Raw genomic sequence first — 26,825 nt, 5'->3', positions numbered from 1 at the left:
CCAACGCCCCCCCGCAGCATCCTTTCGTATCTGCCCATAAAAAAGCGCGCCTCACAGCGACGCATAACAATCTCAGGTGGAGCGCAGCTATGGCTTTTGTGCAACTTGAAGGACTTGGTAAACGTTACGGCGACATCGACGCCGTGGTGGCCACCAACCTCTCGGTGGAGAAAGGCGAGTTCGTCTCCCTGCTGGGGCCCTCCGGCTGCGGCAAAACCACCACCTTGCAAATGATCGCCGGCTTCGTCGAAGTCAGCAGCGGACGCATCCTGCTGGACGGTCGCGACATCACCCACGCCAAGCCCGCCAGCCGTGGCCTGGGCGTGGTGTTCCAGAGTTACGCGCTGTTTCCCCACATGACCGTCAAGGACAACGTCGCCTTCGGCCTGCGCATGCGCAAAGTGGCCAACGCAGAGCTGCAGCAACGGGTCGATCGGGTGCTGAAACTGGTGCGCCTGGACCTGCACGCCGAACGCTACCCACGGGAACTCTCGGGCGGCCAGCGCCAGCGTGTCGCGCTGGCCCGGGCGCTGGTGATCGAACCGCCGGTGCTGTTGCTCGACGAACCGCTGTCCAACCTCGACGCCAACTTGCGCGAGGAGATGCAGTACGAAATCCGCCGTATCCAGCGAGAAGTCGGGATCACCACGTTGATGGTCACCCACGATCAGTGCGAAGCACTGTCCATCAGTGATCGAGTGGTGGTGATGCAGGCCGGGCGCATCACTCAAATCGACGCGCCTTACACACTTTACGAACACCCACGCACCGAATTCATTTCCGGCTTCGTCGGCAAAGCCAACCTGCTACCCGGCGAGCGCGACAGCGCAGGCGTCGTTCAAGCCTGTAGCCAGGGCAATGGGGAACTGACCCTGAGCCTGCGCCCGGAAAAAATCGATCTGTGCGACGTGGGTTCGGGGCGACTGCAAGGCACCATCGTCAGCCGCTTCTTCCTCGGCAGCCAATGGCTGTACGGCGTCTCGACCAGCCTGGGCGAGCTCTGCGTGGTGCGCCGCAACGACGGTTGCGCGCCCCTGACCGAAGGCACAGCGGTGGGCCTTGACTGGGACCCGGCGCTGCTGCGGGTGCTGAGTGTCGACGAGGTGTCGGCATGAAGCTGATCGACGGGATGCGCCGGGGCCGGCAAGGCTATCTGATGTCCGCACCGGCCCTGGCCTTGTACCTGGGTCTGCTGGTCATTCCCCTGGGCCTGACGCTGGTGCTGTCGTTCAACGTCTTCGACTACAGCTCGGGCATCAAGAGCGACGCCTACACCCTCGACCATTACGCCAGCCTGCTGGGCGACCCGTACTTCTACGAGATCTTTCTGCGCACATTCTGGATCAGCGCCCTGACCACCCTGTTGTGCGTGGTGATCGGCGTGCCCGAGGCGTACATCCTCAGCCGCATGCGGGCGCCGTGGCGCTCGATTTTCCTGATCCTGATTCTCACGCCGTTGCTGATTTCCGTGGTGGTACGGGCCTTTGGCTGGAGCCTGTTGCTCGGCGCCGACGGCCTGGTCAACCAGGCACTGCAAGCCTTCGGCGGCTCCCCAATGAAGCTGCTCTACACCCCGTTCGCCGTGGTCATCGCCCTGGTCCATGTGATGTTGCCATTCATGATCATTCCGGTCTGGACCTCGCTGCAAAAGCTCGACCCGGCCGCCGAACAGGCCGCGCTGTCTCTGGGGGCGAGCCAGTTCACGGTGATACGCAAGGTCGTGCTGCCGCAGATCATGCCGGGCGTGCTGTCCGGCACCCTGATCGTGTTCGGCCTCGCCGCGAGTTCATTCGCCATTCCCGGCCTGCTCGGCGGGCGCCGTTTGAAGATGGTCGCCACGCTGATCTACGACCAGTACCTGTCGGAGCTCAACTGGCCCATGGGCGCGGCCATTGCTGTCGCGCTGCTGCTGCTCAACCTGCTGATCATGCTGTCGTGGAACCGGATGATCGAAGGCCGCTATAAGAAGTCATTGGGGTAACTCGTCATGTCCAGGAACGGTCCTTTCGCTCTGTTGTTTCATACCCTGGTGGTGGTGTTCATGCTGGCGCCGCTGGTGGTGGTCTGTCTGGTGGCCTTCACCCCGGAAAACACCCTGAGCCTGCCGACCACGGCGTTTTCCCTGCGCTGGTTCCGTGCCGTGTTCGAGCGCGCGGACTTTGTCGATGCGTTCTACAACAGCCTGATCCTGGCGTTCTGCGCAGCCTCGCTGGCGACGTTGGTCGCGGTCCCGGCGGCCCTGGCGATCACTCGGCTCGAGTTCCCTGGCCGGGACTTTTTCAACGGCCTGTTTCTGTCGCCGATCATCATTCCGCACTTGGTACTGGGGGTGGCGCTGCTGCGGTTGTTTGCGCTGATGGGCGTGAACGGCAGCTTCGCCTGGCTGATCTTCGCCCATGTGCTGGTGATTACCCCGTATGTGCTGCGCCTGGTGCTGGCCTCGGCCATTGGCCTGGACCGCAGCGCCGAGCAGGCCGCGCAGTCGCTCGGGGCGGGGCGGTTCACGCTGTTTCGGCAAATCACCTTGCCGATGATTCTGCCGGGAGTGGCCGGGGGCTGGTTGCTGGCGTTCATCAACAGTTTCGATGAAGTCACGTTGTCGATCTTTGTCACTTCACCGGCCACGCAAACACTGCCGGTGCGCATGTATGTCTACGCCACCGAATCCATCGATCCGATGATGGCGGCGGTGTCGGCACTGGTCATTGCGCTGACGGCAGTGACCATGATTCTGCTCGACCGGGTCTACGGCCTGGATCGGGTTCTGGTAGGCAAACAATGAGGGCGCCATGGCTCTGCTGAAACGACTGGCCGAAGGCGACCGCCCGGCCCTGGACTTTACCCTCGACGGCAAACCTGCCACCGGCCTGCTGGGTGACACACTGCTGACCGCCGTGCTGACTTGCAGCGAACACCTGCGCGGCAGTGACTTCAGCGCCGAACCCCGGGCCGGTTTCTGCCTGATGGGCGCCTGCCAGGACTGCTGGGTCCGCCTGGGCGACGGCCGCCGCGTACGCGCCTGCTCGACCCTGCTCGAAGCCGGCCAGCAAGTCAGCCGCGAACCGGGACGCCAACCATGAACCATGCCTACCGCATCGCCAACGAGGTGGCCATGAAACCCATCGCCATTATCGGTGCCGGGCCGGCCGGTATCCGCGCCGCGCAGACGCTGGTCGCCCAAGGCCTATATCCGGTCCTGCTGGACGAAGCTGCGCACGGTGGCGGGCAGATCTATCGGCGGCAACCGGTCAACTTCAAGCGCTCGCCGGCCACGCTGTATGGCTTCGAAGCACGCAAGGCCTGCGCCATCCACCAGACCCTCGACGCACTGCGCGAGCAGCTCGATTACCGCCCCGAAACACTGGTGTGGAACGCCGAGGCCGGTTTGCTGGATACCCTGCATGGCGGCCGCGCCGCTCGCGTGGAGTGGTCCAGCGTGATCGTCGCAACGGGCGCCACCGACCGGATCCTGCCGGTACCTGGCTGGACGCTGCCTGGGGTTTACAGCCTCGGTGCGGCGCAAATCGCCCTGAAATTCCAAGGCTGTGCCATCGGTGAACGGGTGGTGTTCGCCGGCAGCGGTCCGTTGCTTTATCTGGTGGCTTATCAATACGCCAAGGCCGGCGCCAACGTCGTCGCGGTACTCGACAGTTCGCCCTTGAGCACCCAGGCCCGAGCCCTGCCCGGCCTGCTAGTGCAACCGGCCACCCTCGCCAAGGGTCTCTACTACCGCGCCTGGCTGGCCGCCCACGGCATTGCCGTGCATCAGGGCGCGAGCCTCTGGCGTATCGACGGAGAACGCCAGGTGCAGTCGCTGAAATGGCGCAATCCAAAGGGTGAGCACTCCCTCGATTGCGACGCGGTGGCCTTCGCCCATGGGTTGCGCAGCGAGACCCAACTGGCCGACCTGCTGGGCTGCGAATTCACCTGGAACCCCCTCAACCGCGCCTGGCTGCCGCAACGCGACCGCGCCGGGCGCAGCAGTGTGCCAGGGGTTTACCTGGCGGGTGACGGTGCCGCCATCATGGGCGCCGACGCGGCCGAAAGCGCCGGCGAACGGGCGGCCCTGGCCTTGCTCGAAGACATCGGTTACTCGATCGACCCGCAACGTTGCGCCCAGCTGGAACAAACCCTGGAGCGCATCGGCCATTTCCGACAGGGCCTGGAGCGGGCCTTTGCCTTTCCCGAAGATTGGGCAGCCCACGCCACCGACGATTTGGTGATTTGCCGCTGCGAAGAAGTCCGCGTCGGCGACATCCGCCAAGTGGTGGGTGAAGGCCACTGGGAGATCAACCGGGTCAAGGCCCATTGCCGGGTCGGCATGGGGCGTTGCCAGGGCAGAATGTGCGGCGCCGCCGCAGCGGAAATCATCGCCCGCGAGAGTGGACGCCCCCTCGGCGGCATCGGCCGTTTGCGGGCCCAGGCCCCAGTCAAACCCGTGCCATTTGGCCTGGAGGTCGAGCCATGATCGAAGTCGATGTAGTGATCATTGGTGGCGGCATCGTTGGTGCCTCGGCCGCGCTGTTCCTGAGCAAGGCCGGACGTCGGGTGGCACTGCTGGAGCGCGACTTCTGTGGCTCGCACTCCAGTGGTGTGAACTACGGCGGTGTGCGCCGCCAAGGGCGACCGCTGTCGCAACTGCCATTGTCGCAGCGGGCTCATGAAATCTGGAGCCAGTTGCCACAGTTGATCGGCATCGACGGTGAATATCAGCGCAGCGGCCATCTGAAACTGGCCCGCAGCCTTGACGACCTGCGCGCTCTGCACGACTACGCCGCCAGCAGCCAAGGCTTCGGCCTCGATTTGCAGCTGCTGGATCGCGATGAGTTGCGCGCCCGCTTCCCCTGGGTCGGCACAGTCGCGGTGGGGGCTTCCCTGTGCCCGGATGACGGACACGCCAATCCACGGCTGGTGTCCCCGGCATTTGCCCAGGCGGCCCGCAGGCATGGTGCCCAGATCCATGAGCAATGCACCGTCAACACCGTGGAGCACGACGGCCAGTGCTTTGAAGTACGCACCGAAACAGGCCTTGAGCTTCACGCACCCTGGCTGCTGAACTGCGCCGGCGCCTGGGCAAGCCATTTTGCCGCGCAGTTCGGCGAGGCGGTGCCGATGTACGCCGGGCACCCGGCGATGCTGGTCACCGAGCCGTTGCCATGGGTGATGAACGCCAGCACCGGCGTGGAGGGCGGCGGTATTTACGCGCGCCAGGTCGCCCGCGGCAATTGCGTGCTGGGGGGCGGCCAAGGTTTCGCCCTGGACGAGGCGCGCGCCCGACCCGGTCAGAACGCGGTGCTCGAGATCCTGCGCCAAGCCGTCGAGCTCTACCCATTCCTTGAGGGCGCCCAGGCCATTCGTACCTGGAGCGGCACCGAAGGTTACCTGCCCGATCGCCAGCCGGTGATCGGCCACAGCAGCACGCAACCGGGTCTGTTGCATGCGTTCGGCTTTGCCGGCGCGGGTTTTCAGATCGGCCCCGCGGTGGGCCAGGCGCTCACCGAGATCATCTGCAGCGGCGCATCAAACACGCCGCTGGATGCGTTTTCCATCACCCGGTTTCACTCCATCTCCGTTGCTTGATAGAGGAAGGTCGCGCCAATGAATAACGTCAAACGCAGTGCACTGTTCGGTTTCTGCTCGCTGGGTTTCTCTTGCCTGGGCACCCTGCTCCCGGTCACCCAGGCGTTGGCCGAGCCGACGCTTTATCTGGGCATGAACGGCGGAACCATGGAGCGGCTCTACGCCGACAAGGTTTTGCCGGCCTTCGAGAAAGCCAACAACGTCAAGGTGGTGATCGTGCCCGGTACCTCGGCCGATATCCTGGCCAAAGTTCAGGCCAGCAAAGGCAACCCGCAGATGCACGTGATGTTCCTCGATGACGGCATCATGTACCGCGCCATCGCCATGGGGCTGTGCGACAAGCTTGAGGACAGCCCGCCCCTGGCGCAGATTCCGGCCAAGGGCCGCATCAAGGAACAGGCGGTGGCGGTCAGCCTCGGCGTGACGGGGCTGGCCTACAACACGCGGATATTCAAGGAAAAAGGCTGGAACCCGCCGACCTCCTGGATGGACATGGCCGATCCGCGCTTCAAGGACAAAGTGGTGTTCCAGTCGATGGCCTCGTCGACCTTCGGCCTGCACGGTTTCTTGATGTTCAACCGGATCCAGGGTGGCAGCGAGACCGACGTCGAGCCGGGTTTCAAGGCCTGGCCAAACACCGTCGGACGTAACGTGCTGGAGTACATCCCGAGCTCGGCGAAAATCTCCGAAATGCTGCAGACCGACGAAGCCGCGCTGTTCCCGCTGACGCCCACCCAGGTGACCGCGCTGAAACTCAAAGGCATGCCGGTCGAGTATGCGCAACCGAAGGAAGGCGCCGTGGTGCTCAACGTCGCCGAATGCGCCATCGCCCAGAACACCCAACCTGAACTGGCGCAGAAGCTCGCCGCCTTCCTGCTGACCCCTGAAGCCCAGGCCATTGCCCTTGAAGAAGGCGACCAGATCCCGTCCAATCCCAACACCCCAACCACCGACAAAACCCGTGGCCAGGTAGAGGCGATGAAGCGCTATCTGGAAACGGCGATCGCCGTGGATTGGGACCAGGTCAACGAACAGCGCCCGGCCTGGAACGCACGCTGGAACCGCAGCATCGAACGCTAGAACGATCGACAGTGGCGAGGGGAACACCGTTGTGGGAGCAAGGCTTGCCCGCGATGAAGGCAACACAGTCTCTGAGAAAACGAGGCGCCTGAATCGCGGGCAGCCTTGCTCTCACAGATAAATCCCTCGCCACAGGGGTTTTGTGTTGGGCTTATTATTGGTTAACTGTCTGGCTTCGGGCTTTGCGCCCGCCCCTTGATCAACAGCGAACCCCTCCATGGATACCCTCGCCCAACTCCGTGCAGGCCAGCTCTCGGGCATCACCCGGCTGGACCTGGCCTGTGGCCTGACGCAGTTTCCCCGGGAAATCTTCGACCTGGCCGACTCCCTCGAAGTCCTCAACCTCAGCGGTAACTCGCTGGACACGCTGCCAGACGACCTGCATCGCCTGACTCGCCTGCGGGTGCTGTTCTGTTCGGACAACCGCTTCACTGAACTGCCCGAATGCCTGGGCCGTTGTGCCGCGCTGACCATGGTGGGTTTCAAGGCCAACCGCATCGAGCGTGTGACGGGCGCCGCCCTGCCGCCACTGCTGCGCTGGCTGATCCTGACAGACAACTGCGTCAGCCAATTGCCGGATGAGCTGGGCCAACGCCCTCATTTGCAAAAACTGATGCTGGCCGGCAACCGTTTGCAGCAGTTGCCAGCCAGCCTGGGCCAGTGCCATCGCCTCGAATTGCTGCGCATCGCCGCCAACCAACTGGCCGAGCTGCCGCAGTGGTTGCTGGAACTGCCAAGCCTGAGCTGGCTGGCCTACGCCGGCAACCCGCTGGAAACCCAAGACGAAGCCGCCGCCCTGAATACCACGACGCCCATCGATTGGTCGCAACTGAGCTTGCAACAACAGTTGGGCGAAGGAGCGTCAGGGGTGATTCATCAGGCGCTGTGGCAGCCGCCGGGCCAAGGTGCGCGAAAGGTCGCAGTGAAGGTGTACAAAGGCCACATGACCAGCGACGGCTCGCCACGGCATGAAATGCACGCTTGCATCACCGCAGGTCGGCATCCGAACCTGATTGACGTGCTGGGCCAGATCGTCGGGCATCCCGAGGAACAGGCTGGCTTGGTGATGGCGTTGATCGAGCCCAGTTACCGCAACCTGGCCGGGCTGCCGAGCCTGGCGTCGTGCACCCGCGACGTGTATGCCGACGAACTGCGCTTGAGCGCCCCCGTAGCCTTGCGCATTGCCCATGGCATCGCTTCGGTGGCCGCGCACCTGCATCGCCAGGGCATCACCCATGGGGACCTGTACGGGCACAACATTCTTTGCAATGACCAGGGTGACAGCCTGCTGGGGGACTTTGGCGCAGCGTCTTTCCACGCCACCACGGACACCTTGCAAACCCGCGCATTACAACGCATCGAAGTGCGGGCCTTCGGGATTCTGCTGGGGGAATTGCTGGCGCGGATCGAGCCGGGGCTTAACGCTGTGGGCGTTGCGAAGCTGCACGAACTGCAGGCGCGCTGCTGCCAGCCAGAAGTACTGGCACGGCCAGGGTTTGATGAGATTGAAGAACTGCTGGGTGAATCACAACACTGACCGTGGCGAGGGAGCTTGCTCCCTCGCCACAGGAGAGTGTGTTCGCTTAACCGGCCAACCCGACAAACATGTCCTGCACATCATCGTGGTTGTCGAGGCCTTCGAGGAACGCTTCGACTTCGGCCATTTGCTCATCGGTCAGACCGCTGACCGGGTTTTTCGGCTGATAGCCCAGCTTGGCCGACAACACGGTAAAGCCCTGCTCCGGCAGCGCCTTTTGCACGGCATCAAGGTCAGCTGGATCGGTGAGGAACAGCGTCGCGCCCTCTTCGCCCTGCTCGAAATCCTGTGCACCGGCCTCGATGGCGGCCATTTCCGGATCGGCATCCGGGCTGTCCGGGGCGGCCTCAATCATGCCGACATGGTTGAAGTCCCACGCGACCGAACCCGAGGCGCCCAACTGGCCCTTGCGAAACGCAACGCGAATTTCGGCAACGGTGCGGTTGATGTTATCGGTCACGCATTCAACGATCAGCGGCACCTGATGCGGTGCGAATCCTTCGTAGGTGACGCGGTGGTATTGCACGGTTTCGCCGAGCTGGCCAGAGCCTTTCTTGATCGCACGCTCCAGGGTCTCGCGGGGCATCGAGGCCTTCTTCGCCTGCTCGACCACCAGCCGCAAGTGCGCATTGGTGGCGGTATCGGCGCCGTTGCGCGCGGCAATGGTGATTTCTTTCACCAGTTTGCCGAAGATCTTGCCTTTGGCGTTGGCAGCCGCTTCTTTGTGTTTAACCTTCCACTGTGCGCCCATTACTCACTCTCTTGTCTGACGCGCCGAGACATCTGCCGGCCGGCGCTGTGGCGCAAGTTTATACGGCCTAAACCGGCTGATCGACCAAAAAATTCACCCTGTTGAATCGACATTTTCACAATATGTTGTAGGGGGTTTCTGAAATAGCGATTCGCAAGCACCGTTGCACCCTGGGGTTTCGTACCCTCTGCGCCTCTCTCCCTGCAAGTAAGAACCGCGATGCGCAACGACATGGAAAGTCCCTTCAGCCTGACACTCACGCAAAGCGACTTGCGCCTGCAAGTACTGCGGTTCAACGGTCGGGAAGCCCTCAACCAGCCGTACCGATTTGACCTCGAACTGGTCGGCCTGGCGCCGCCAATAAACCCCGACGCGCTGCTAGGGCAACCGGCCTTTCTGCGTCTGGACGGCGAATCGGGCGTGCATGGGATTGTGCACAGCGTCAGCCTGAGCGCTCATGCACCGCACCGCATTGGCTACCGCTTGACGCTGGTGCCTTCCCTCCAGCACTTGGAACAAGGCCCGCGGCGACGGGTTTTCTATCGACTCAGCGTTGTGCAGGTGCTGCAACGTCTGCTGGAAGACAACGCACTGCCCGTCCACAGTTACCGTTTCGAGCTGCCGCATGGCCAGTACCCGCGCCGCCCGTTCTGCATCCAGTACGAGGAAAGCGATCTGGAGCTGTTGCAACGGTTGTGCGAAGAAGAAGGCATCCATTATCACTTCGAGCACACCCCCCTGGGGCATGTCCTGGTGTTTGCCGAAGACCCGAAAAGCTTCCCGGCGCGGCCGGTCGAACTGCCCCTGCGTGCGGACGCTGACCTGCAACCGGCTATCAAGCGGTTGTACCAGCGTCACCACTCAATGACGCCTGGCTTGCCTGCCGGGTTCAGTGACCGGGCGATGACCGAAGCCGGGGCAACGGCGGCGAATCACGCCTTCGAAGGTACTGATCACGAGACGATGCGGGGCAATCCGGCGCTCGCTCACCATGACCAGGCCGGTCGCCGGCGTCTTGAGCGGTTGCGCTGTCGGCAACGGGAGATCCACGGCCACAGCACCCAACCGGCCCTGCGCAGCGGCCATATTGTGCAGATCTGCGAGCACCCGGTATCAACCTTCAATGACCAATGGCTGATCACCGAGGTTCACCATCGAGGGCGGCAGTTTTCGATCCTTGAGACGAATCTGTCACCCACACCGCCGGCCCGGGACTACCGCAACCGATTCTCAGCCATTCCATGGTCCACCGTGTTCAGGCCGGCCCTCAAGCATCCCAAGCCCTGCATCCCCGGTTATCACCTCGCTCACGTGCTCGGCCCTGCCGGCCAACCGGCCAGGCCCAATGAGCGCGGCCAGATCAACGTCAGCCTGTGGACCCCGGATGACGAAGGCATCCCCCTGCCCGTATCGCGACTGACGCTGAATAACAGCCCCGTCCTGATGGCCGGCAGCGAAGTACTGGTGAGTTTTCTCGACGGCGACCCCGACCGTCCGGTGCTGTGCCCAGGGGGTGTCGATACCGGCGGTGGGCAGGCCGCTGCGCCGCCGAAACCGGCGCCGGGAAACAAAGACGCAGGGTTGCTGTTCGACTGGCTCCTGAACCCGCCGGATACAACACCCTGACGGATCGCCACTGAGGACCGCAGCACTGACCAGACTGCCATCGACCAGAGAAGTTGTTCCATCGCAGTCCAGAACACTCGGGTTTGATGCTGACAAAAGCTGATCTGGCTCATGCAAACCCAGCGAAACGGGCTTACAGTAAACGCACAACGCCGCTCAAGACGGCGCTTTACCCTGATTGTTGGAGATATCTGCAATGCCCTGGAAAAACTCCGAAAGCCGCTACAGTACCGTCACGGTGACCTTGCATTGGCTGATGCTGGTTTTGCTGGCGGTGGTTTATGCCTGCATCGAGTTCCGAGGGATTTTCCCCAAGGGCAGTGGCGGCCGGACCCTGATCAAAGAAGCGCACTTCATGCTCGGCCTGACGGTGTTTGTGTTGGTCTGGCTGCGCCTGTTCGCCCGTAGCGTGGGTAAGGCACCGGCCATTTTTCCGGCGTCGCCTGCGTGGCAAACCCTCCTTGCACGCCTGATGCACTGGGCGTTGTACCTGTTCATGATCGCCATGCCGCTGCTGGGCTGGCTGATTACCAGTGCCGAAGGGCATCAGGTGATGTTCTACGGTTTCGATTTGCCGCTGCTGATCGATCAGAACAAGGATTTTGCCAAGCAGCTGGAAGGCTGGCATGTGCTGGGCGGTACCATCGGCTACTGGTTGATTGGCCTGCACGCCTTGGCTGGGCTGTATCACCACTACGTGGTGCGCGATAACACGCTGCTGCGGATGATGCCCAAACGCGGTTGATGACCGGTTATTCGAACCCTCGGCGGCCTTGCAGGCCGCCGGTGTGAACGAAGATCAAACGGGTCCCTGAGGCAAACTGTCCAGCCTCGACCCGCGCTTTGAGCAACATCAACGCCTTGCCGGTGTACAGCGGCTCCAGTTCGATTGCGCCAGTGGTTTGGATGAAGGCGGTGAGTTCGGTATCAACCCGGGCGAAACCGCCACGGCTGGCGTCGAACAATTCATACAGCGGGTTCAAAAGGCCCGCCTCCCGCACGATGCCTTCGACCTGCTGCGTCACGCCGTGGCCTGGAGGCACCGCCAGCGCACCGTAAACCGGACGCTCCCCCGCTTCGGCGAGCACCAGCCCCGCCAGAGACGTCCCGGTGCCGCAGGCCAGCCACCAGCCGTGATAATCCGCCCACCCCAACGCCGCCAGTTGTTCACAGACACCGGTCACCCAGGTCATGCAACCTTGCGCGCCGGGCAACCCTGAACCGCCTTCGGGCACCGGATGCAAATGCGGGTATTGCGCCTGCCAGGGCAGCCAAAAATCAGTGGCGTGCCGTGCTCGGTATCCGCCGTAACCCAACCAGTGCAGATGCATGCCGAACGCTTTCAGGTCGAGCACCGTCGGCGTTTCCTGGGGATGGCCACGCAGCAGCCCGACCGTTGGAAACCCGAAGCGCTTGCCTGCCGCGGCCAGCGCATGCAAATGGTTGGAGTAGGCACCGCCCAGGCTCATGACACCCTCGGCCCCGGCCTCATGGGCGGCGCGCAAATGGTGGACCAGCTTGAACCACTTGTTGCCGCTGATCAGCGGATCGATCCGGTCCAGACGCAACACCGCCACTTCAATACCGGCACGGGCAAGCCAGTCCAGTTGAAGGGGTTCGAGTCGGGGTTGGGGGTGCCAGTGGAGGCAAGAAAGCAGCATTGCAGCAGGCCGATGCGGAACGAGCTGAAATCTTAACAGCTCGGTCGCAAATGGCCTCAGGATCGGTGCTCACTGAAAAACCCATGTGGGAGCAACCTAGCTCCCACAAGCCCTGTGCCTTACAACTGCGCCGCCAAACGCGAACCCTGGTTGATCGCCCGCTTGGCATCGAGCTCCGCCGCCACGTCGGCACCGCCGATGAGGTGCACGTTCTGCCCTGCCGCTTCCAGGCCTTCCTGCAACTCGCGCAGCGGATCCTGGCCGGCGCAGATCACGATGTTGTCCACAGCCAACACTTGCGGCTCGCCGGTTTCGCCGATGCGAACGTGCAAGCCTTCGTCGTCGATCTTCAGGTATTGAACGCTGTTAAGCATCTGCACCTGCTTGTTCTTCAGGCCCGTGCGGTGAATCCAGCCGGTGGTCTTGCCCAGGCCGTCGCCGACCTTGGATGCCTTGCGCTGCAGCAGGAACACCTGACGCGCCGGCGCATGGGGCTCGGCCTTGATCCCGGCCACACCACCGCGAGCCTGGAGCTGGGTGTCGATCCCCCATTCCTTCCAGAACGCGTCACGGTCCTGGCTGGTGGCGACGCCCTGATGAACCAGAAACTCCGACACGTCGAAGCCAATACCACCGGCCCCGATCACCGCTACGCTGCGGCCCACCGATTTACGCTCCAGGATCACATCCAGGTAGCTCAGCACCTTGGCATGCTCTACACCGAGAATCGCCGGCACTCGCGGTGCAATGCCGGTGGCGAGGATGATCTCGTCGTAACCGCCCGCCACCAACTGCGCCACATCCACCCGGGTGTTGAGGCAAAGTTCGACGTGGGTGGTCTGCAATTTGCGATTGAAGTAGCGCAGGGTTTCGAAGAACTCTTCCTTGCCCGGCACACGCTTGGCGATGTTGAATTGACCGCCGATTTCGCTGGCCGAATCGAACAGCGTCACCTGGTGACCCCGCTGCGCCGCCACGGTGGCTGCGGACAACCCGGCCGGGCCGGCACCGACCACGGCAATTTTCTTCACCTGGGTTACCGGCAGGTAGTTGAGCTCGGTTTCATGGCACGCTCGCGGGTTCACTAGGCAACTGGTGAGCTTGCCGCCAAAGGTATGGTCGAGGCAGGCCTGGTTACAGCCGATGCAGGTATTGATTTCATCCCCACGACCCGCGGCAGCCTTGTTGACGAACTCCGGATCCGCCAGGAAGGGCCGCGCCATGGACACCATGTCGGCATCGCCTTCGGCGAGGATCTGCTCGGCCACCTCCGGGGTGTTGATACGATTGGTGGTGATCAGCGGAATACTCACCGAACCGCGCAGTTTTGCCGTGACTTTGCTGAACGCCGCCCGCGGGACCTTGGTGGCGATGGTCGGGATCCGAGCCTCATGCCAGCCGATACCGGTGTTGATAATGGTCGCGCCGGCCTGCTCGATGGCCTTGGCCAACTGGACGATTTCGTCCCAGGAGCTGCCGCCTTCCACCAGATCGAGCATCGACAGGCGAAAGATGATGATGAAGTTCGGGCCGACCGCTTCGCGCACCCGACGCACGATTTCCACCGGCAGGCGCATGCGGTTTTCATAGCTGCCACCCCAGCGGTCGGTACGGTGGTTGGTGTGGGCCGCCAGGAACTGGTTAATGAAATAACCTTCCGAGCCCATGATCTCGACACCGTCGTACTCGGCCTTCTGGGCCAGTACCGAACAGGTGACGAAATCGCTGATCTGCTTCTCGATACCTTCCTCGTCCAGCTCTTTGGGCTTGAATGGGTTGATCGGCGCCTGGATCGCGCTCGGCGCCACCTGCTTGGGGCTGTAGGCATAGCGCCCGGCATGGAGAATTTGCATGCAGATCTTGCCGCCGGCCTCGTGTACGGCCTGGGTAACGATCTGATGCTTGAGGGCCTCTTCTTCAGTGGTCAGCTTGGCAGCGCCGGAATACACGCCCCCCTCGTCGTTCGGCCCGATCCCGCCGGTCACCATCAGGCCCACACCGCCCCGGGCCCGCTCGGCAAAATACGCAGCCATGCGTTCGAAACCACCGGGTTTTTCTTCAAGACCGGTGTGCATCGACCCCATCAGGGTACGGTTGCGCAACGTAGTAAAACCCAGGTCCAACGGGGCCAGCAGCTGCGGGTAATGAGGGGCTGTCATCGGTAACTCCACAACGGGCGATCACGGAAAATGCGGAAGCTCTGCGGCTTCCATCAGTCATGTCGACAGCCTAAGAGCCGGGATGCGGGCGCTCAATGACCGTAACTGACAACTTATTGATCCAAACGCGCAGCGCCCCTTGGCAACACCCATCGTGGGCCCTACCCTAGTCAGTGAATCCGCACACGGCCGCTGACTGTCCCCATGCGCAAATTTCTGTACCTGCTGTTCTCACTGGCCTTGATCGCCGTCCTGATCACCTATGCATTATGGACGGCAGATCGTCCGGCGGGTCATTACCTGTCAGACCTTCGCATCAACCTGGCCGTCGACCAAGGCACTCCCGCCGGTCGAGGCAATCTGCTGGGCATCCAGCCCGAATTATTTCCCACCGACTACCAGAGCCCCGAGCGCCTGCATCGCAAACTGGCGGCCTATTTGCAGACCGCTCGCGACGAGGGCCTTCTCAATGACAAGACCATCGTGGTCTTGCCCGAGCACATTGGCACCTGGTTGATGGTCAGCGGTGAAAAAGACGAGTTGTATCAGGCCGCTACGTTGAAGGAAGCCATGAACTGGCTGGCGGTCAGCAACCCGCTGGCGTTTATCCGGGCGCTGGTCAATGCCAAAGGCGACGACCGACTGGACGATGCCTACCTGCGCATGAAGGCCGACACCATGGCCCACGACTATCAGGCGCTGTTTGGTGGGCTGGCCAAGGAGTTCAGCGTAACCCTGGTGGCCGGCTCCATCGTGCTGCCCGAACCCAGCGTCAGCGAAGGTGAACTGAAGATTGGCCGTGGCGCGCTGTACAACAGCAGCCTGGTGTTTGGCAGCGATGGCCGGCCGATCGGCCAACCCCAGCGCCAACACCATCCGGTGTTCGAGCAGCGGGACGTGCTGGGGGCTGACCGCCCGGACGCGGCCCGCGTCATCGACACCCCCGCCGGGCGCCTGGGTGTGCTGATTGGCAGCGACAGTTGGTACCCGATCCATTATCGGCAGCTCAACGAGCAAGGCGCGCAACTGATCGTGGTGCCCGCCTTCATCACCGGGCACGACACCTGGGACAAACCCTGGAATGGCTATAAAGGCCTGTCCACGCCGAGCGAAGTGAGCCTCAAGCCGGGTGAGGTGACTGAAGGCCAGGCCTGGCATCGCCTGACCCTGACCAGTCGGTTGCCCATCAGCCAGGCCACGGGCGGCGTCAGCGTGTTCCTGCGCGGCCAGTTCTGGGACAGCGGCAGCGCAGGCCAGAGTTTCATCAGCCACAACGGCCAGCACTTCCCTGATAGCGACGCCCGTGGCGCTCTCCTGCTGAACCTGTGGTTATGAACATGAAACCGCAACCGATGCGCCTGGGGGACCTGTCAGTGGGTTTTGTCCATAGCCTGGCCGATGCGGTTGCCAGCCATGGGCAGGACCCCCAACCCTTGCTTGAACAGTTCGGCCTCGATGCCGCACGCCTGGCCGAGCCCGGGGCTCGACTGTCGATCCCGCGTTACATGCGCATGGGCCACGCCGCGATCCAACAGACCCAGGATCCGGCCCTGGGCCTGCGCATGGGCCAGCTCAGCCGCTTGAGCCAGGCCGGGCTGGCTGGCGTCACCGCTGCCCAGGCGCCGACAGTACGCGAAGCCGCGCGCTGCATAATCCGCTTCGAGCCGCTGTATGGCTCCAACTATCGCGGCCAATCGAGTTTCCATGAGGACGCCCGGGGCGCGTGGCTGCGGTTCTATTCCATCAGCCCGTATAACGCCTACAACCGCTTCGTCGTGGATTCGATCATTGCCGGCTGGCTTGCGCAGCTATCGAGCGTGAGCGGCGTTGCACTGCGGGCCGAACGCATAGAAATCGAATTCCCGGAACCGGCATACCTGGAGGCCTACCACGCGCTTGGTGATTGCCCGATCCAGTTTGGCGCCGAACAGAATCAGCTGCGCCTGAGCCTGGACAGCCTCGCCCAGCGCAACCGACAGCATTGCCCCAGTACCTGGCGACACCTGGTTCAGTTGTGTGAACGGGAACTGGAGCAGTTGACCCGCACCCGCAGCTTGCGAGAGCGCATCATCCAACTGTTGGGACCGTTGCTCAACGGCGGCCGGGAGCCCGACCTGGAAGAAGTGGCGGCACGCCTGAAACTGCCGACCTGGACCCTGCGCCGCAAACTGGCGGAAGAAGGCACGCAATTTCGCGCCATCCTCAACGACACCCGCCGCGACCTGGCCATGACGTACATCCGCGATACCGAACTGGCCTTTGGCGAAATCGCCTACCTGCTGGGATTCGCCTCAGCCGAGGCGTTTCAACGCGCCTTCAAGCGCTGGAATGATCAGACGCCGGGAGAGTTTCGTCGCAGCCATAGGCTTAATTGAGCTTCAAGCTTGCCGCTTATGAGTTGTAGCTTGCCGCTGCCTTAAAGCTCCGTCGCATCTTCGGCAGGCTCCAGCGGGTCCAGTTCATACGCCTGGTATTCCAGCAGCTCTTCCTGATAATCATCCATTGCGAGTCCTTCCCCTGTCGTTGAAACCAATGCCTGATGGCGCTGATATCAGCATAAAGCTGCTTTATGAACAAAACATGAAGCAAAGGCTTCATGAATTAAACGTAGCACAGCGTCGAGAAATTACCGTGTGGAGGTGTGGCAAGAGATTTCTCCCCCACCACTGGCTCTCAGGAAGCGGAAAGCGGCTGAATCGGCTCGCTCGGAGCCGGTAACTCACTGGCCGGTGGGGGTGTGACTGTTTCCGTCGACGATGACGGCTCTACCGACGGCGCAACTTCACTGGGCGCGATCGGTGCCGGCTCGGCGGGTGGCGCGACCGGCTCTGATGCCGCCGGTGCGGCTTCGACAGGCGCTGGCGCAGTAGGCGTCACAGGCTCCGGTGTCGGGGCCGGCGTCAAAGCAGCCGGTTCGACCTTGGTTTCCGGAACGCCCAGCTCGGTTTTTGGTTTTTCGGCTTTCTCAGCGGCTTTCTTCGCTTCAGGAGGCAGAAACAGCTCCACCAGTGCAAAGAAACGATCATAGAACTTGGCCGCCGATACGGTTTCGCTGGCCACCTTGACCATCGAATCATCTGACGAACCGATCGGCATCGACACCGACCCCAGCACCCCCACGCCCAGGCTGGCGGAGTTGTTGGTTTTCTTCAGGGCATAACGGTCTTGCAAGGCGTTGGCGAACATGGTCGCGCGGTGTCCGGAACCGCCGTCTTCGGCACAGACCAGGTTGAAACTGATCTCCATGTGGGTCTCGCCGGTCTGCTGAAAGCTCTTGTGGCCGCTGACCAGCTTCGGATCACTGCTGGTGATGATATAGCCCTGACTGAGCAATGCCCGGCGCCCGGCTTCGCAGGTCGCCGCATCACTCACTGGGTAAGTACGCGAAAACGTCCCGGAGTCATCGAAATTTTCATGCTCGTAAATGGCGGCCTTCTTGGACGAGCATCCGGCTGCGGCGGCCAGCGCCAATGCAAGCCCGACGGTACAAATGTGAAATGGTCTGAACATTGAACATCCTGAGAAAAACGGTCCGGGGCGTATTGTGCAACAGAACGCTGCTTGGCAGCGCGGTAATCGTACCTAAAGAGTTACAAGTCTACTGGGGGTTGTTTGCGGGAAAAAGACGCGAATTCAAATGGATCGACGAACACCCTGTGCTGGGCAATCAGCACAAATAAAAAGACCCCGGCCTTTCGGCCGGGGTCTTTTGCCTAGCAAGCCGTCAGAACATCAAAAACGCTTGATGTCCGCCTGGCTCTCCAACTGCTTGCGGTAAGCCGCGAAGTCCTGCTGGCCAATACGGGACGCGAGATAGCGGCGGTACTCGGCCTTTTCTTCGTCGGTCGGTGCGGCCGCTTCGTTCACGCCGTTCAGACGCACAAGTACCAGACTGCCGTCGGGCAAGGTCACGCTGCTAAACGTCGGCTTGTCCTTAGAATCAGGCTTGGGCATACGGAACAGAGCCTGCAGTACAGCCGGGTCGATACCTTCCTGACTGCGGGTCACCGCTGCGGTGACTTTCCAGCTTTGACCGTCGACAGGTTTATCCAGCGCAGTCTTGCCTTCGCGCAGGCTGACGATCAACTCATCGGCCCGGGTCTTGGCTGCCGCACTGGCGTGTTCCTTGGTCAACTGAGTACGAATGGGCCCTGCCACGCTTTCCAGCGGCATTTGCTCAGGCTTGCGGTGCTCTTTGGCGCGCAGCACCACAACGGTTTCCGGGTCCAGCTCGATGGCAGTGCTGTTGGCACCCTCATCCAACACTTCCGGGCTGAACGCTGCGGTGACCACGGCACGGTTAGCCGCGACCCCTTCGCCACCTTCACGGCCGAACGGCGCCGACGTGTGAACGGTCAGTTTCAGGTCCTGGGCCGGCTGCGCCAGATCGGAGGCTTCAAAAGAGGCGTCTTCCAGTTGCTTGGTCGCCTCGACGAAACGCTGTTCCACCTGCTGGGTTTTCAGCTCGCGGGTCAGCTTGTCCTTGAGGCTGGCAAGCGTAGGTACTTCAGGCGCTTCGACACCCAGCAGCTTGATCAGGTGGAAACCGAAATCAGTGCGCACCGGTGCCGAGACCTGGTCCTTGCTCAAGGCGTACAGCGCCTTTTCGAATTCCGGATCATAGACACCAGGACCGGCATAACCGAGATCACCGCCGTTGTTCGCCGAACCCGGGTCCTGAGAGAACTCCTTCGCCAAGGCTTCAAACGACTCGCCTTTGGCCAGGCGCGCCTGGATGTCTTCAATCTTCGCCTTGGCCTGGGCTTCGGTAACCTTATCGTTCACTTCAATCAGAATGTGCGCAGCCCGACGCTGTTCGGACAGGTTCGCAATTTCTTTCTGATAGGCCGCCTGCAGGTCTTCATCCTTCACGCTGACCTGATCGAAGAAGGAGGCTTTCTTCAGCTCGAGGTAATCGATGACCACCTGATCAGGCGTCATGAATTCCTTGGCGTGTTTATCGTAGTAAGCCTTGACCTCGTCATCGGTCAGCTTCACGGCGGAGGAATCGGCCTTGATATTCAAGGTAGCGAAATCACGGGTCTGTTTTTCCAGGCGGGCGAACGCCAGCACCTGGGCATCGGTGACAAAACCGCTGCCAGCCAGACCTGCACGCAACTGACCAATCAGCATTTCCTGAGCCAGCATCTGGCGGAATTGCATGCGGTTGTAACCCAACTGACGGATCACCTGATCGAAACGCTCGGCACTGAACTTGCCGTCGACCTGGAACTCAGGCGTTTGCAGGATGACTTGATCCAACGCGGCTTCGGAGAACGCGAATTTCGCTTCGTGCGCACCTTGCAGCAACAGCTTGCGATCGATCAGGCCCTTGAGCGCCGAGTCGCGCAGCATCTTTTCATCCAGCAACGAGGCATCGAAATCCTTGCCCAGCTGTTGCATGAGCTGACGACGTTGCATGTCGACCGCCTGGCTCAGCTCGTTCTGACTGATTTCTTCGCCGTTGACCTTGGCCGCGTCATTGCTATTGGTGGTGGCTTTGAAAATGGCATCGAAACCGGTCAACGCCATCAATGCGACGATGACTCCGATGATGGTTTTGGCAATCCAGCCTTGTGAATTGTCCCTGATATTCTGCAGCATGCGTCCCCCAGAAACGGTTGAACTTCAAAATTAGGCAACCGTGGAGTGTGGGTAGAATCCGGATAGAAGAAAGGCGCATCCGAGGATGCGCCTTCTCGTAACTGGCGGAGCGGACCGGGTTCGAACCCGCGAGCCCTGGCGTGACTGACCGGTGTCAACCGGCCGTATTACCGCCCCGCTGCCAAGCCAGGCATGACCCCGACCCGGATAAACTCAACGAAACCTTAGTTAACGGCTTCTTTCAGTGCTTTACCAGCTTTGAAGCCTGGCTTTTTGGCAGCAGCGATTTCCAGTGTCTTACCGGTCTGCGGGTTGCGACCGATACGGGCTGGACGATCAGTCACGGAGAAGGTGCCGAAACCAACCAGAACAACGGAGTCGCCAGCCTTGAGAGCGCCAGTGACGGATTCGATTACAGCGTCCAGCGCACGGCCAGCAGCAGCTTTCGGGATATCAGCGGATGCAGCGATAGCATCAATCAGTTCCGACTTGTTCACTCTAAGTCCCCTTATATCTATTTGAGATGATTCTAAGTTTTTTTGGTGAAAACAAAAACGAGTGCTGAATGGCCTGCAGACACTTAAGAGCCGCTTTATAACAAGGGCTCTAAAAAACTGTCAAGGAAAGCCCCCCCAGACAAATACGCATTAATGCGTACTAATTCTTTCCTTAGAGTCAGACTCTCGCTTTTCGTCCTTCGCGACAATCTCCGGAGCCACATCCGGCAAGGGCTCCGGCGCGTATTGCAGCGCAATTTGCAGGACTTCGTCAATCCATTTAACCGGTTTGATCTGAAGATCTTGCTTGATGTTGTCAGGAATTTCCTTCAGGTCGCGGACATTCTCTTCTGGAATGATCACCACCTTGATGCCGCCACGGTGAGCCGCCAACAGTTTTTCCTTCAGGCCACCAATGGCCAAGACCTGGCCACGCAGCGTGATTTCACCCGTCATGGCGACATCGGCGCGCACCGGAATGCCGGTCAACGCTGATACCAGGGCCGTGCACATGCCTACGCCAGCGCTCGGGCCATCTTTGGGCGTAGCCCCTTCAGGCATGTGGATATGCGTGTCGCGCTTCTCGTGGAAGTCCAGGGGGATGCCCAGGCTGCGGGCTCGACTGCGAACCACGGTCAGCGCTGCTGTGATCGACTCGACCATCACGTCACCCAGGGAACCGGTCTTGATCAGTTGCCCTTTGCCAGGCACCACGGCCGCTTCGATGGTCAGCAACTCACCACCGACCTGAGTCCAAGCAAGGCCGGTCACCTGACCGATCTGATCTTGCTGTTCGGCAAGGCCGTAGCGGAATTTGCGCACACCCAGGAAGTGCTCCAGCAGGTCTGCAGTGACCTTGACCGCGAAGCGTTTTTCCAGCGCATGCTCCTTGACCGCCTTGCGGCAGACCTTGGCAATTTGCCGCTCCAGGCCACGCACACCGGCTTCGCGGGTGTAGTACCGGATGATGTCGCGAATCGCTTCCTCGTCGAATTCCAATTCGCCTTTCTTCAGGCCATTGGCCTGGATCTGCTTAGGCGAAAGGTATTTGACGGCGATGTTGATCTTCTCGTCTTCGGTGTAGCCCGGCAGACGAATCACCTCCATCCGGTCCAGCAATGCCGGCGGAATGTTCATGGAGTTGGAGGTGCAGAGGAACATCACATCCGACAGGTCGTAGTCGACCTCCAGATAGTGGTCGTTGAAATTGTGATTCTGCTCAGGATCGAGCACTTCGAGCAACGCAGATGCGGGATCGCCACGCATGTCGCTGCCCATCTTGTCGATTTCGTCCAAAAGGAACAGCGGGTTGCGCACGCCAACCTTTGTCATCTTTTGAATCAATCTTCCTGGCATCGATCCGATGTAAGTACGGCGATGCCCACGGATTTCAGCCTCGTCGCGCACGCCACCGAGGGCCATGCGTACGAATTTACGGTTGGTAGCGTGGGCAATCGACTCTGCCAGGGATGTTTTACCCACCCCGGGAGGACCGACCAGGCACAGAACCGGACCACGAATCTTTTTCACGCGCTTTTGCACGGCGAGGTATTCGAGGATGCGTTCCTTGACTTCTTCCAGACCGTAATGGTCGGCATCCAGGATGTCTTCGGCACGCGCCAAATCCAGACGCACCTTGCTCTGGGCCTTCCACGGCACCTGCACCAGCCAGTCGATGTAGGAGCGCACGACGGTGGCTTCTGCAGACATCGGCGACATTTGCTTGAGCTTGTTCAGCTCGGCCTGGGCCTTGGTCAGCGCATCTTTGGGCAGACCAGCGGCATCGATACGCTTTTTCAGCTCTTCGATTTCGTTGTGGCCTTCGTCGCCATCGCCAAGCTCCTTCTGGATGGCCTTCATCTGCTCATTCAGGTAGTACTCGCGCTGGCTACGCTCCATCTGCTTCTTGACGCGACCGCGAATGCGTTTCTCGACCTGCAGCAAATCGATTTCGCCGTCGAGCAATGCCAGCACGTGTTCGACACGGGCCGACAAATCAATGATTTCGAGAATTTCCTGCTTCTGCTCGATCTTGAGCGCCATGTGGGCGGCCATCGTATCGACCAACCGCCCTGGCTCGTCGATGCTGTTAAGCGACGACAGGACCTCGGCAGGCACCTTCTTGCCCAGTTGCACGTATTGTTCGAACTGAGACAGCAGGCTGCGGACAAACACCTCTGATTCACGCTCAGGCGCATCGACCTCTTCGATCAGCGACACTTCAGCCCGGCAATGGCCGTCCACTTCGCTGAAACGCTCGACTGCACCGCGTTGCTCGCCTTCGACCAGAACCTTGACGGTGCCGTCAGGCAGCTTGAGCAGTTGCAAAACCGTTGCAATCGTACCTACGCGATAAAGTGCGTCTTCGCCGGGATCATCATCGGCCGGATTTCTCTGAGCAAGCAGAAGAATCTGCTTGTCACCCGTCATCGCAGCCTCGAGGGCCTCGATGGACTTCTCGCGCCCCACGAACAGCGGGATAACCATGTGCGGATACACCACGACATCGCGCAATGGCAGGAGAGGCAATTCGATGGTTGTCTTCATGATTTTGCCTCTACGGCGGCCCTAAGGCCGGAAACAGATGGAAGTAAGCTTGAAACCAAGATGGGGGCAGCCTTGAAAAAAAACAAGCGCAAAGACACGTCTAAAACACGCTAAAAGCAAAGGGGCCCGAAGGCCCCTTCTTTGTTCCGGCAGCAGGACGCTTATGCGTCCGGTGCGGCCTTGGCAGCCGGCTCATTGTTTTCGTAGATATACAATGGCTTGGACTTGCCTTCGATAACGCTTTCGTCGATCACGACTTTACTCACCTCGGACTGCGAGGGGATCTCATACATCGTATCGAGCAATACGCCTTCGAGGATCGAGCGCAACCCACGGGCACCGGTTTTACGTTCCAGGGCACGTTTAGCGACCGATTTCAGTGCGTCGGAACGGAACTCCAGGTCGACACCTTCCATCTCGAACAGCTTGGCGTACTGTTTGGTCAGAGCGTTCTTCGGCTCGGTCAGGATCTGCATCAACGCTGCTTCATCCAACTCGTCCAGCGTCGCCAGAACCGGCAGACGACCGACGAACTCAGGGATCAGACCGAACTTGACCAGGTCGTCAGGCTCGACTTCACGCAGGGATTCACCGACCTTCTTGCCCTCTTCCTTGCTGCGAACTTCAGCATTGAAACCAATGCCGCCACGGGTGGAACGGTTTTGAATAACCTTTTCCAGACCGGAGAACGCACCGCCGCAGATGAACAGGATGTTACGGGTGTCGACCTGCAGGAATTCCTGCTGCGGATGCTTGCGGCCACCTTGAGGCGGAACGGAAGCGACCGTACCTTCGATCAACTTGAGCAAGGCCTGCTGCACGCCTTCACCGGAAACATCCCGGGTGATGGACGGGTTGTCGGACTTGCGGGAAATCTTGTCGATTTCGTCGATATAGACAATGCCCATCTGGGCCTTTTCCACATCGTAATCGCACTTCTGCAACAACTTCTGAATAATGTTCTCGACATCTTCACCTACATAACCAGCCTCGGTAAGGGTGGTTGCGTCGGCGATGGTGAACGGAACGTTCAGCAAGCGGGCCAAGGTTTCGGCAAGCAAGGTTTTACCCGAGCCTGTCGGGCCGATCAGCAAAATGTTGCTCTTGCCGAGTTCGACGTCGTCATTCTTTTTGTCACGCTGGTTCAGGCGCTTGTAGTGGTTATACACCGCTACGGCCAGTACCTTTTTCGCACGTTCCTGACCAATCACATACTGATCAAGGATGCCGCTGATTTCTTTAGGCGAAGGCAATTTATGCGCGCTGCTTTCGGCCTGGGCTTCCTGCACCTCCTCGCGGATGATGTCATTGCACAGGTCGACGCACTCGTCGCAAATGAAGACCGAGGGGCCGGCAATCAATTTGCGTACTTCATGCTGGCTTTTGCCACAGAAGGAGCAATAAAGCAGTTTGCCGTTGTCCTCGCCGTTGCGGGTGTCAGTCATTCGATCGATCCAAATCCGATAGGCTTGCAACACAAGATGAAGGCAATTGCGGGCTTTTTCAAGCCCGCAGGCGGCCGGTCATCCCAACCACCTGCATATTGAGCGGCTTAGGCAGGCATTTGACGCTTGTTGATCACAGAGTCGATCAGACCGTATTCGGCTGCACGCTCAGCGCTCATGAAATTGTCACGCTCGGTATCACGCTCAATGGTTTCGAGACTTTGACCGGTGTGATGGGCCAGCAGCGAGTTCAGGCGCGAACGAATATGAAGGATTTCCTTGGCATGGATGTCGATATCCGACGCCTGACCCTGGAAACCGCCCAATGGCTGGTGAATCATCATGCGCGAGTTAGGCAGGCAGTGACGCTTGCCCGCTGCGCCACCGGCGAGCAGGAACGCGCCCATGCTGCACGCTTGGCCGATGCAGATGGTGGAAACGTCCGGCTTGATGAATTGCATGGTGTCGTAGATCGACATACCTGCAGTCACCGAACCGCCGGGTGAGTTGATGTACAGATGGATATCCTTGTCCGGGTTTTCCGCTTCAAGGAACAGCAATTGCGCCGCGACCAGGTTGGCCATGTAGTCTTCAACGGGGCCAATCAGGAAAATGACGCGTTCCTTGAGCAGACGCGAGTAGATGTCATAGGCACGTTCGCCGCGGGCGGACTGCTCGATAACCATCGGGACCAGGCCGCCTGCGGCCTGGATGTCAGAGCTCTGCTGATAAAAAGAATTGCGGGACATGTCTCGCAGTCACTCCCAAATAGTTATGTCTTGAATACGCATAAGCCAGCACGAAGGCTGGCTTATGGGTGTGTATTTCTTACCGCAGAACGATCAATCGGCTTGTGGAGCTTCCACCGGCTTGACTGCTTCTTCGTAAGAGACCGCTTTATCGGTCACGCTAGCTTTCTGCAGAACAGTATCCACAACTTGCTCTTCCAGCACAACCGAACGGACTTCGTTCAGCTGCTGGTCGTTCTTGTAGTACCAGGACACGACTTGCTCAGGCTCTTGGTAGGCCGACGCCATTTCCTGGATCAGCTCGCGAACGCGGGCTTCGTCAGGCTTGAGCTCGAACTGCTTGACCACTTCGGCGACGATCAGGCCCAGCACAACGCGGCGCTTGGCTTGTTCTTCAAACAGCTCGGCCGGCAACTGGTCCGGCTTGATGTTGCCACCGAACTGCTGAACGGCCTGCACGCGCAGACGGTTCACTTCGTTGTCCAGCAAAGCCTTTGGCACTTCGATCGGGTTGGAAGCCAGCAGACCGTCCATGACCTGATTCTTGACCTTGGACTTGATGGCCTGACGCAGCTCACGCTCCATGTTCTTGCGAACTTCGGTGCGGAAACCTTCCAGACCTGTTTCCTTGATGCCGAACTGAGTGAAGAACTCTTCGTTCAGCTCAGGCAGTTTCGGCTCGGAAACACTGTTGACGGTCACGGTGAACTCGGCGGCTTTGCCAGCCAGGTCCAGGTTCTGGTAATCCTCAGGGAAGGTTAGGTTCAGCACGCGCTCTTCACCGGCTTTCGCGCCAACCAGGCCTTCTTCGAAACCAGGGATCATGCGACCGGAGCCCAGCACCAGCTGGGTAGCCTTGGCGGAACCGCCCGCGAACACTTCACCGTCGACCTTGCCGACGAAATCGATGTTCAGTTGATCTTCGTTCTGGGCAGCGCGATCGGCCACTTCAAAACGGGTGTTCTGCTTACGCAAGATGTCCAGCATCTTGTCCAGGTCGGCATCCGAAACGTCAGCGCTCAGGCGCTCGACGGCGATGGACTCGAAACCGGCAACAGTGAACTCAGGGAACACTTCGAACGTGGCAACGAATTCCAGGTCTTTGCCTTTTTCCAGCACTTTAGGCTCGACGGACGGAGCACCAGCCGGGTTCAGCTTCTGCTCGACAACCGCTTCGTAGAACGAAGACTGGATCACGTCGCCCACTGCTTCCTGACGCGCATCAGCTTCGTAACGCTGACGGATCACGCTCATAGGCACTTTGCCTGGACGGAAACCTGGGATTTTGGCCTTTTGGGCAGTCTGCTGCAGACGCTTGTTGACCTGAGTCTCGATGCGCTCAGCCGGCACGGTGATGCTCATGCGGCGCTCAAGAGCAGTAGTATTTTCAACAGAAACTTGCATGGATATTCCTCGTTGCACAGACGTTGGCCGGGCGTTTCCGACCCCAGAATCAAGGGCATGCATTCTAGTAGGTCAAACTCAAGAAGTCACCCTACTGAAAAAGGCAGGAAACAGGCGCCGATTTAGGAGCGGGACAAGCGGTCATGCCTCGCCCGGATTGCAAATACAGTCGATCATCCCAGGGC

The 26,825-nt window shown here is 60.4% G+C and carries 22 protein-coding genes; 12 read left to right on the top strand and 10 right to left on the bottom strand.

From position 1 onward, the window contains the following. Positions 1–89 precede the first annotated feature (89 nt). The 8 genes from ACA047_RS10670 to ACA047_RS10635 all read left to right on the top strand — a co-directional run bounded on the left by ACA047_RS10670 (position 90) and on the right by ACA047_RS10635 (position 8,197). Complete coding sequence (locus tag ACA047_RS10670) at positions 90–1,115, top strand: ABC transporter ATP-binding protein (protein ID WP_497359099.1); 1,026 nt, start codon at positions 90–92, stop codon at positions 1,113–1,115. Then, complete coding sequence (locus ACA047_RS10665; protein WP_497359097.1) at positions 1,112–1,981, top strand: ABC transporter permease; 870 nt, start codon at positions 1,112–1,114, stop codon at positions 1,979–1,981. Before ACA047_RS10670 ends, ACA047_RS10665 begins: the two co-directional genes overlap by 4 nt. Positions 1,982–1,987: 6 nt before the next feature. Continuing rightward, on the top strand, positions 1,988–2,782 hold the full coding sequence (locus ACA047_RS10660; protein WP_497359095.1) for an ABC transporter permease: 795 nt from the start codon (positions 1,988–1,990) through the stop codon (positions 2,780–2,782). 7 nt (positions 2,783–2,789) lie between these two features. Then, on the top strand, positions 2,790–3,080 hold the full coding sequence (locus tag ACA047_RS10655) for a (2Fe-2S)-binding protein (RefSeq protein WP_497359093.1): 291 nt from the start codon (positions 2,790–2,792) through the stop codon (positions 3,078–3,080). Between the two features lie 32 nt (positions 3,081–3,112). Beyond that, positions 3,113–4,468 (top strand): FAD/NAD(P)-dependent oxidoreductase, encoded by a 1,356-nt coding sequence (locus ACA047_RS10650; protein ID WP_497360299.1) that lies wholly within the window; start codon positions 3,113–3,115, stop codon positions 4,466–4,468. Further along, on the top strand, positions 4,465–5,580 hold the full coding sequence (locus tag ACA047_RS10645; protein ID WP_497359091.1) for an NAD(P)/FAD-dependent oxidoreductase: 1,116 nt from the start codon (positions 4,465–4,467) through the stop codon (positions 5,578–5,580). The genes ACA047_RS10650 and ACA047_RS10645 overlap by 4 nt, the downstream gene beginning before the upstream one ends. Positions 5,581–5,598: 18 nt before the next feature. Continuing rightward, a complete protein-coding gene (locus ACA047_RS10640; protein WP_497359090.1) occupies positions 5,599–6,660 on the top strand; it encodes an ABC transporter substrate-binding protein in 1,062 nt (353 codons plus the stop codon). 217 nt (positions 6,661–6,877) lie between these two features. Continuing rightward, positions 6,878–8,197: a leucine-rich repeat-containing protein kinase family protein gene (locus tag ACA047_RS10635; RefSeq protein ID WP_497359088.1), complete on the top strand. Its 1,320-nt coding sequence runs from the start codon at positions 6,878–6,880 to the stop codon at positions 8,195–8,197. Positions 8,198–8,243: 46 nt separating this feature from the next. Here ACA047_RS10635 and ACA047_RS10630 read toward each other — a convergent pair whose 3' ends face one another. After that, positions 8,244–8,948: a YebC/PmpR family DNA-binding transcriptional regulator gene (locus tag ACA047_RS10630; RefSeq protein WP_497359086.1), complete on the bottom strand. Its 705-nt coding sequence runs from the start codon at positions 8,946–8,948 to the stop codon at positions 8,244–8,246. A gap of 219 nt (positions 8,949–9,167) precedes the next feature. Here ACA047_RS10630 and ACA047_RS10625 point away from each other — a divergent pair, with 219 nt between their 5' ends. Together ACA047_RS10625 and ACA047_RS10620 are read left to right on the top strand one after the other, a co-directional pair. Then, entirely contained in the window at positions 9,168–10,574 is a 1,407-nt protein-coding gene (locus ACA047_RS10625; RefSeq protein ID WP_497359084.1) for a type VI secretion system Vgr family protein, read from the top strand. A 196-nt stretch (positions 10,575–10,770) separates the two neighbouring features. Continuing rightward, positions 10,771–11,319 carry a cytochrome b gene (locus ACA047_RS10620; RefSeq protein WP_497359082.1) on the top strand — a complete coding sequence of 183 codons (549 nt, stop codon included), beginning with the start codon at positions 10,771–10,773 and terminating at the stop codon, positions 11,317–11,319. Positions 11,320–11,326: 7 nt separating this feature from the next. Here ACA047_RS10620 and ACA047_RS10615 read toward each other — a convergent pair whose 3' ends face one another. Then, on the bottom strand, positions 11,327–12,235 hold the full coding sequence (locus ACA047_RS10615; RefSeq protein WP_497359080.1) for a 1-aminocyclopropane-1-carboxylate deaminase/D-cysteine desulfhydrase: 909 nt from the start codon (positions 12,233–12,235) through the stop codon (positions 11,327–11,329). A 119-nt stretch (positions 12,236–12,354) separates the two neighbouring features. Beyond that, entirely contained in the window at positions 12,355–14,394 is a 2,040-nt protein-coding gene (locus ACA047_RS10610) for an oxidoreductase (protein ID WP_497359078.1), read from the bottom strand. A gap of 204 nt (positions 14,395–14,598) precedes the next feature. On the opposite strand from ACA047_RS10610, the gene ACA047_RS10605 reads away from it, so the two are divergent. Then, positions 14,599–15,729: a carbon-nitrogen hydrolase family protein gene (locus ACA047_RS10605; RefSeq protein ID WP_497359076.1), complete on the top strand. Its 1,131-nt coding sequence runs from the start codon at positions 14,599–14,601 to the stop codon at positions 15,727–15,729. Between the two features lie 2 nt (positions 15,730–15,731). After that, a complete protein-coding gene (locus ACA047_RS10600; protein WP_497359074.1) occupies positions 15,732–16,769 on the top strand; it encodes an AraC family transcriptional regulator in 1,038 nt (345 codons plus the stop codon). Positions 16,770–17,067: 298 nt separating this feature from the next. Here the strand turns inward: ACA047_RS10600 and ACA047_RS10595 are convergent, their stop codons facing one another. The 7 genes from ACA047_RS10595 to tig form a co-directional block, all read right to left on the bottom strand. Then, a complete protein-coding gene (locus ACA047_RS10595) occupies positions 17,068–17,904 on the bottom strand; it encodes a DUF2242 domain-containing protein (protein WP_497359072.1) in 837 nt (278 codons plus the stop codon). Between the two features lie 222 nt (positions 17,905–18,126). Continuing rightward, complete coding sequence (locus ACA047_RS10590; RefSeq protein ID WP_497359070.1) at positions 18,127–19,998, bottom strand: SurA N-terminal domain-containing protein; 1,872 nt, start codon at positions 19,996–19,998, stop codon at positions 18,127–18,129. Positions 19,999–20,222: 224 nt separating this feature from the next. After that, a complete protein-coding gene (locus ACA047_RS10585; RefSeq protein WP_002552737.1) occupies positions 20,223–20,495 on the bottom strand; it encodes an HU family DNA-binding protein in 273 nt (90 codons plus the stop codon). Between the two features lie 150 nt (positions 20,496–20,645). Next, the gene (gene lon / locus ACA047_RS10580; RefSeq protein ID WP_497359068.1) at positions 20,646–23,042 is read right to left on the bottom strand and encodes an endopeptidase La; all 2,397 of its coding nucleotides are present in this window, start codon (positions 23,040–23,042) and stop codon (positions 20,646–20,648) included. Between the two features lie 161 nt (positions 23,043–23,203). Then, positions 23,204–24,487 carry an ATP-dependent Clp protease ATP-binding subunit ClpX gene (gene clpX / locus ACA047_RS10575; RefSeq protein WP_013692650.1) on the bottom strand — a complete coding sequence of 428 codons (1,284 nt, stop codon included), beginning with the start codon at positions 24,485–24,487 and terminating at the stop codon, positions 23,204–23,206. Positions 24,488–24,594: 107 nt separating this feature from the next. Then, positions 24,595–25,236, bottom strand: a complete 642-nt coding sequence (gene clpP / locus ACA047_RS10570) for an ATP-dependent Clp endopeptidase proteolytic subunit ClpP (protein ID WP_003183177.1) — start codon at positions 25,234–25,236, stop codon at positions 24,595–24,597. 93 nt (positions 25,237–25,329) lie between these two features. Next, entirely contained in the window at positions 25,330–26,640 is a 1,311-nt protein-coding gene (gene tig / locus ACA047_RS10565; RefSeq protein ID WP_497359065.1) for a trigger factor, read from the bottom strand. Positions 26,641–26,825: the final 185 nt, after the last annotated feature.

Source organism: Pseudomonas sp. LBUM1664 (genome assembly GCF_059695895.1).
The sequence above is the reverse complement of the archived record's forward strand: the minus strand, read 5'-3'. Positions and strand labels throughout refer to the sequence as shown.

Bases quoted from the DNA above. Each gene is read 5' to 3' on its own strand.
- ACA047_RS10670 (WP_497359099.1), top strand. From the start codon at position 90: ATGGCTTTTGTGCAACTTGAAGGACTTGGTAAACGTTACGGCGACATC.
- ACA047_RS10665 (WP_497359097.1), top strand. From the start codon at position 1,112: ATGAAGCTGATCGACGGGATGCGCCGGGGCCGGCAAGGCTATCTGATG.
- ACA047_RS10660 (WP_497359095.1), top strand. From the start codon at position 1,988: ATGTCCAGGAACGGTCCTTTCGCTCTGTTGTTTCATACCCTGGTGGTG.
- ACA047_RS10655 (WP_497359093.1), top strand. From the start codon at position 2,790: ATGGCTCTGCTGAAACGACTGGCCGAAGGCGACCGCCCGGCCCTGGAC.
- ACA047_RS10650 (WP_497360299.1), top strand. From the start codon at position 3,113: ATGAAACCCATCGCCATTATCGGTGCCGGGCCGGCCGGTATCCGCGCC.
- ACA047_RS10645 (WP_497359091.1), top strand. From the start codon at position 4,465: ATGATCGAAGTCGATGTAGTGATCATTGGTGGCGGCATCGTTGGTGCC.
- ACA047_RS10640 (WP_497359090.1), top strand. From the start codon at position 5,599: ATGAATAACGTCAAACGCAGTGCACTGTTCGGTTTCTGCTCGCTGGGT.
- ACA047_RS10635 (WP_497359088.1), top strand. From the start codon at position 6,878: ATGGATACCCTCGCCCAACTCCGTGCAGGCCAGCTCTCGGGCATCACC.
- ACA047_RS10630 (WP_497359086.1), bottom strand. From the start codon at position 8,948: ATGGGCGCACAGTGGAAGGTTAAACACAAAGAAGCGGCTGCCAACGCC.
- ACA047_RS10625 (WP_497359084.1), top strand. From the start codon at position 9,168: ATGCGCAACGACATGGAAAGTCCCTTCAGCCTGACACTCACGCAAAGC.
- ACA047_RS10620 (WP_497359082.1), top strand. From the start codon at position 10,771: ATGCCCTGGAAAAACTCCGAAAGCCGCTACAGTACCGTCACGGTGACC.
- ACA047_RS10615 (WP_497359080.1), bottom strand. From the start codon at position 12,235: ATGCTGCTTTCTTGCCTCCACTGGCACCCCCAACCCCGACTCGAACCC.
- ACA047_RS10610 (WP_497359078.1), bottom strand. From the start codon at position 14,394: ATGACAGCCCCTCATTACCCGCAGCTGCTGGCCCCGTTGGACCTGGGT.
- ACA047_RS10605 (WP_497359076.1), top strand. From the start codon at position 14,599: ATGCGCAAATTTCTGTACCTGCTGTTCTCACTGGCCTTGATCGCCGTC.
- ACA047_RS10600 (WP_497359074.1), top strand. From the start codon at position 15,732: ATGAAACCGCAACCGATGCGCCTGGGGGACCTGTCAGTGGGTTTTGTC.
- ACA047_RS10595 (WP_497359072.1), bottom strand. From the start codon at position 17,904: ATGTTCAGACCATTTCACATTTGTACCGTCGGGCTTGCATTGGCGCTG.
- ACA047_RS10590 (WP_497359070.1), bottom strand. From the start codon at position 19,998: ATGCTGCAGAATATCAGGGACAATTCACAAGGCTGGATTGCCAAAACC.
- lon (WP_497359068.1), bottom strand. From the start codon at position 23,042: ATGAAGACAACCATCGAATTGCCTCTCCTGCCATTGCGCGATGTCGTG.
- clpX (WP_013692650.1), bottom strand. From the start codon at position 24,487: ATGACTGACACCCGCAACGGCGAGGACAACGGCAAACTGCTTTATTGC.
- clpP (WP_003183177.1), bottom strand. From the start codon at position 25,236: ATGTCCCGCAATTCTTTTTATCAGCAGAGCTCTGACATCCAGGCCGCA.
- tig (WP_497359065.1), bottom strand. From the start codon at position 26,640: ATGCAAGTTTCTGTTGAAAATACTACTGCTCTTGAGCGCCGCATGAGC.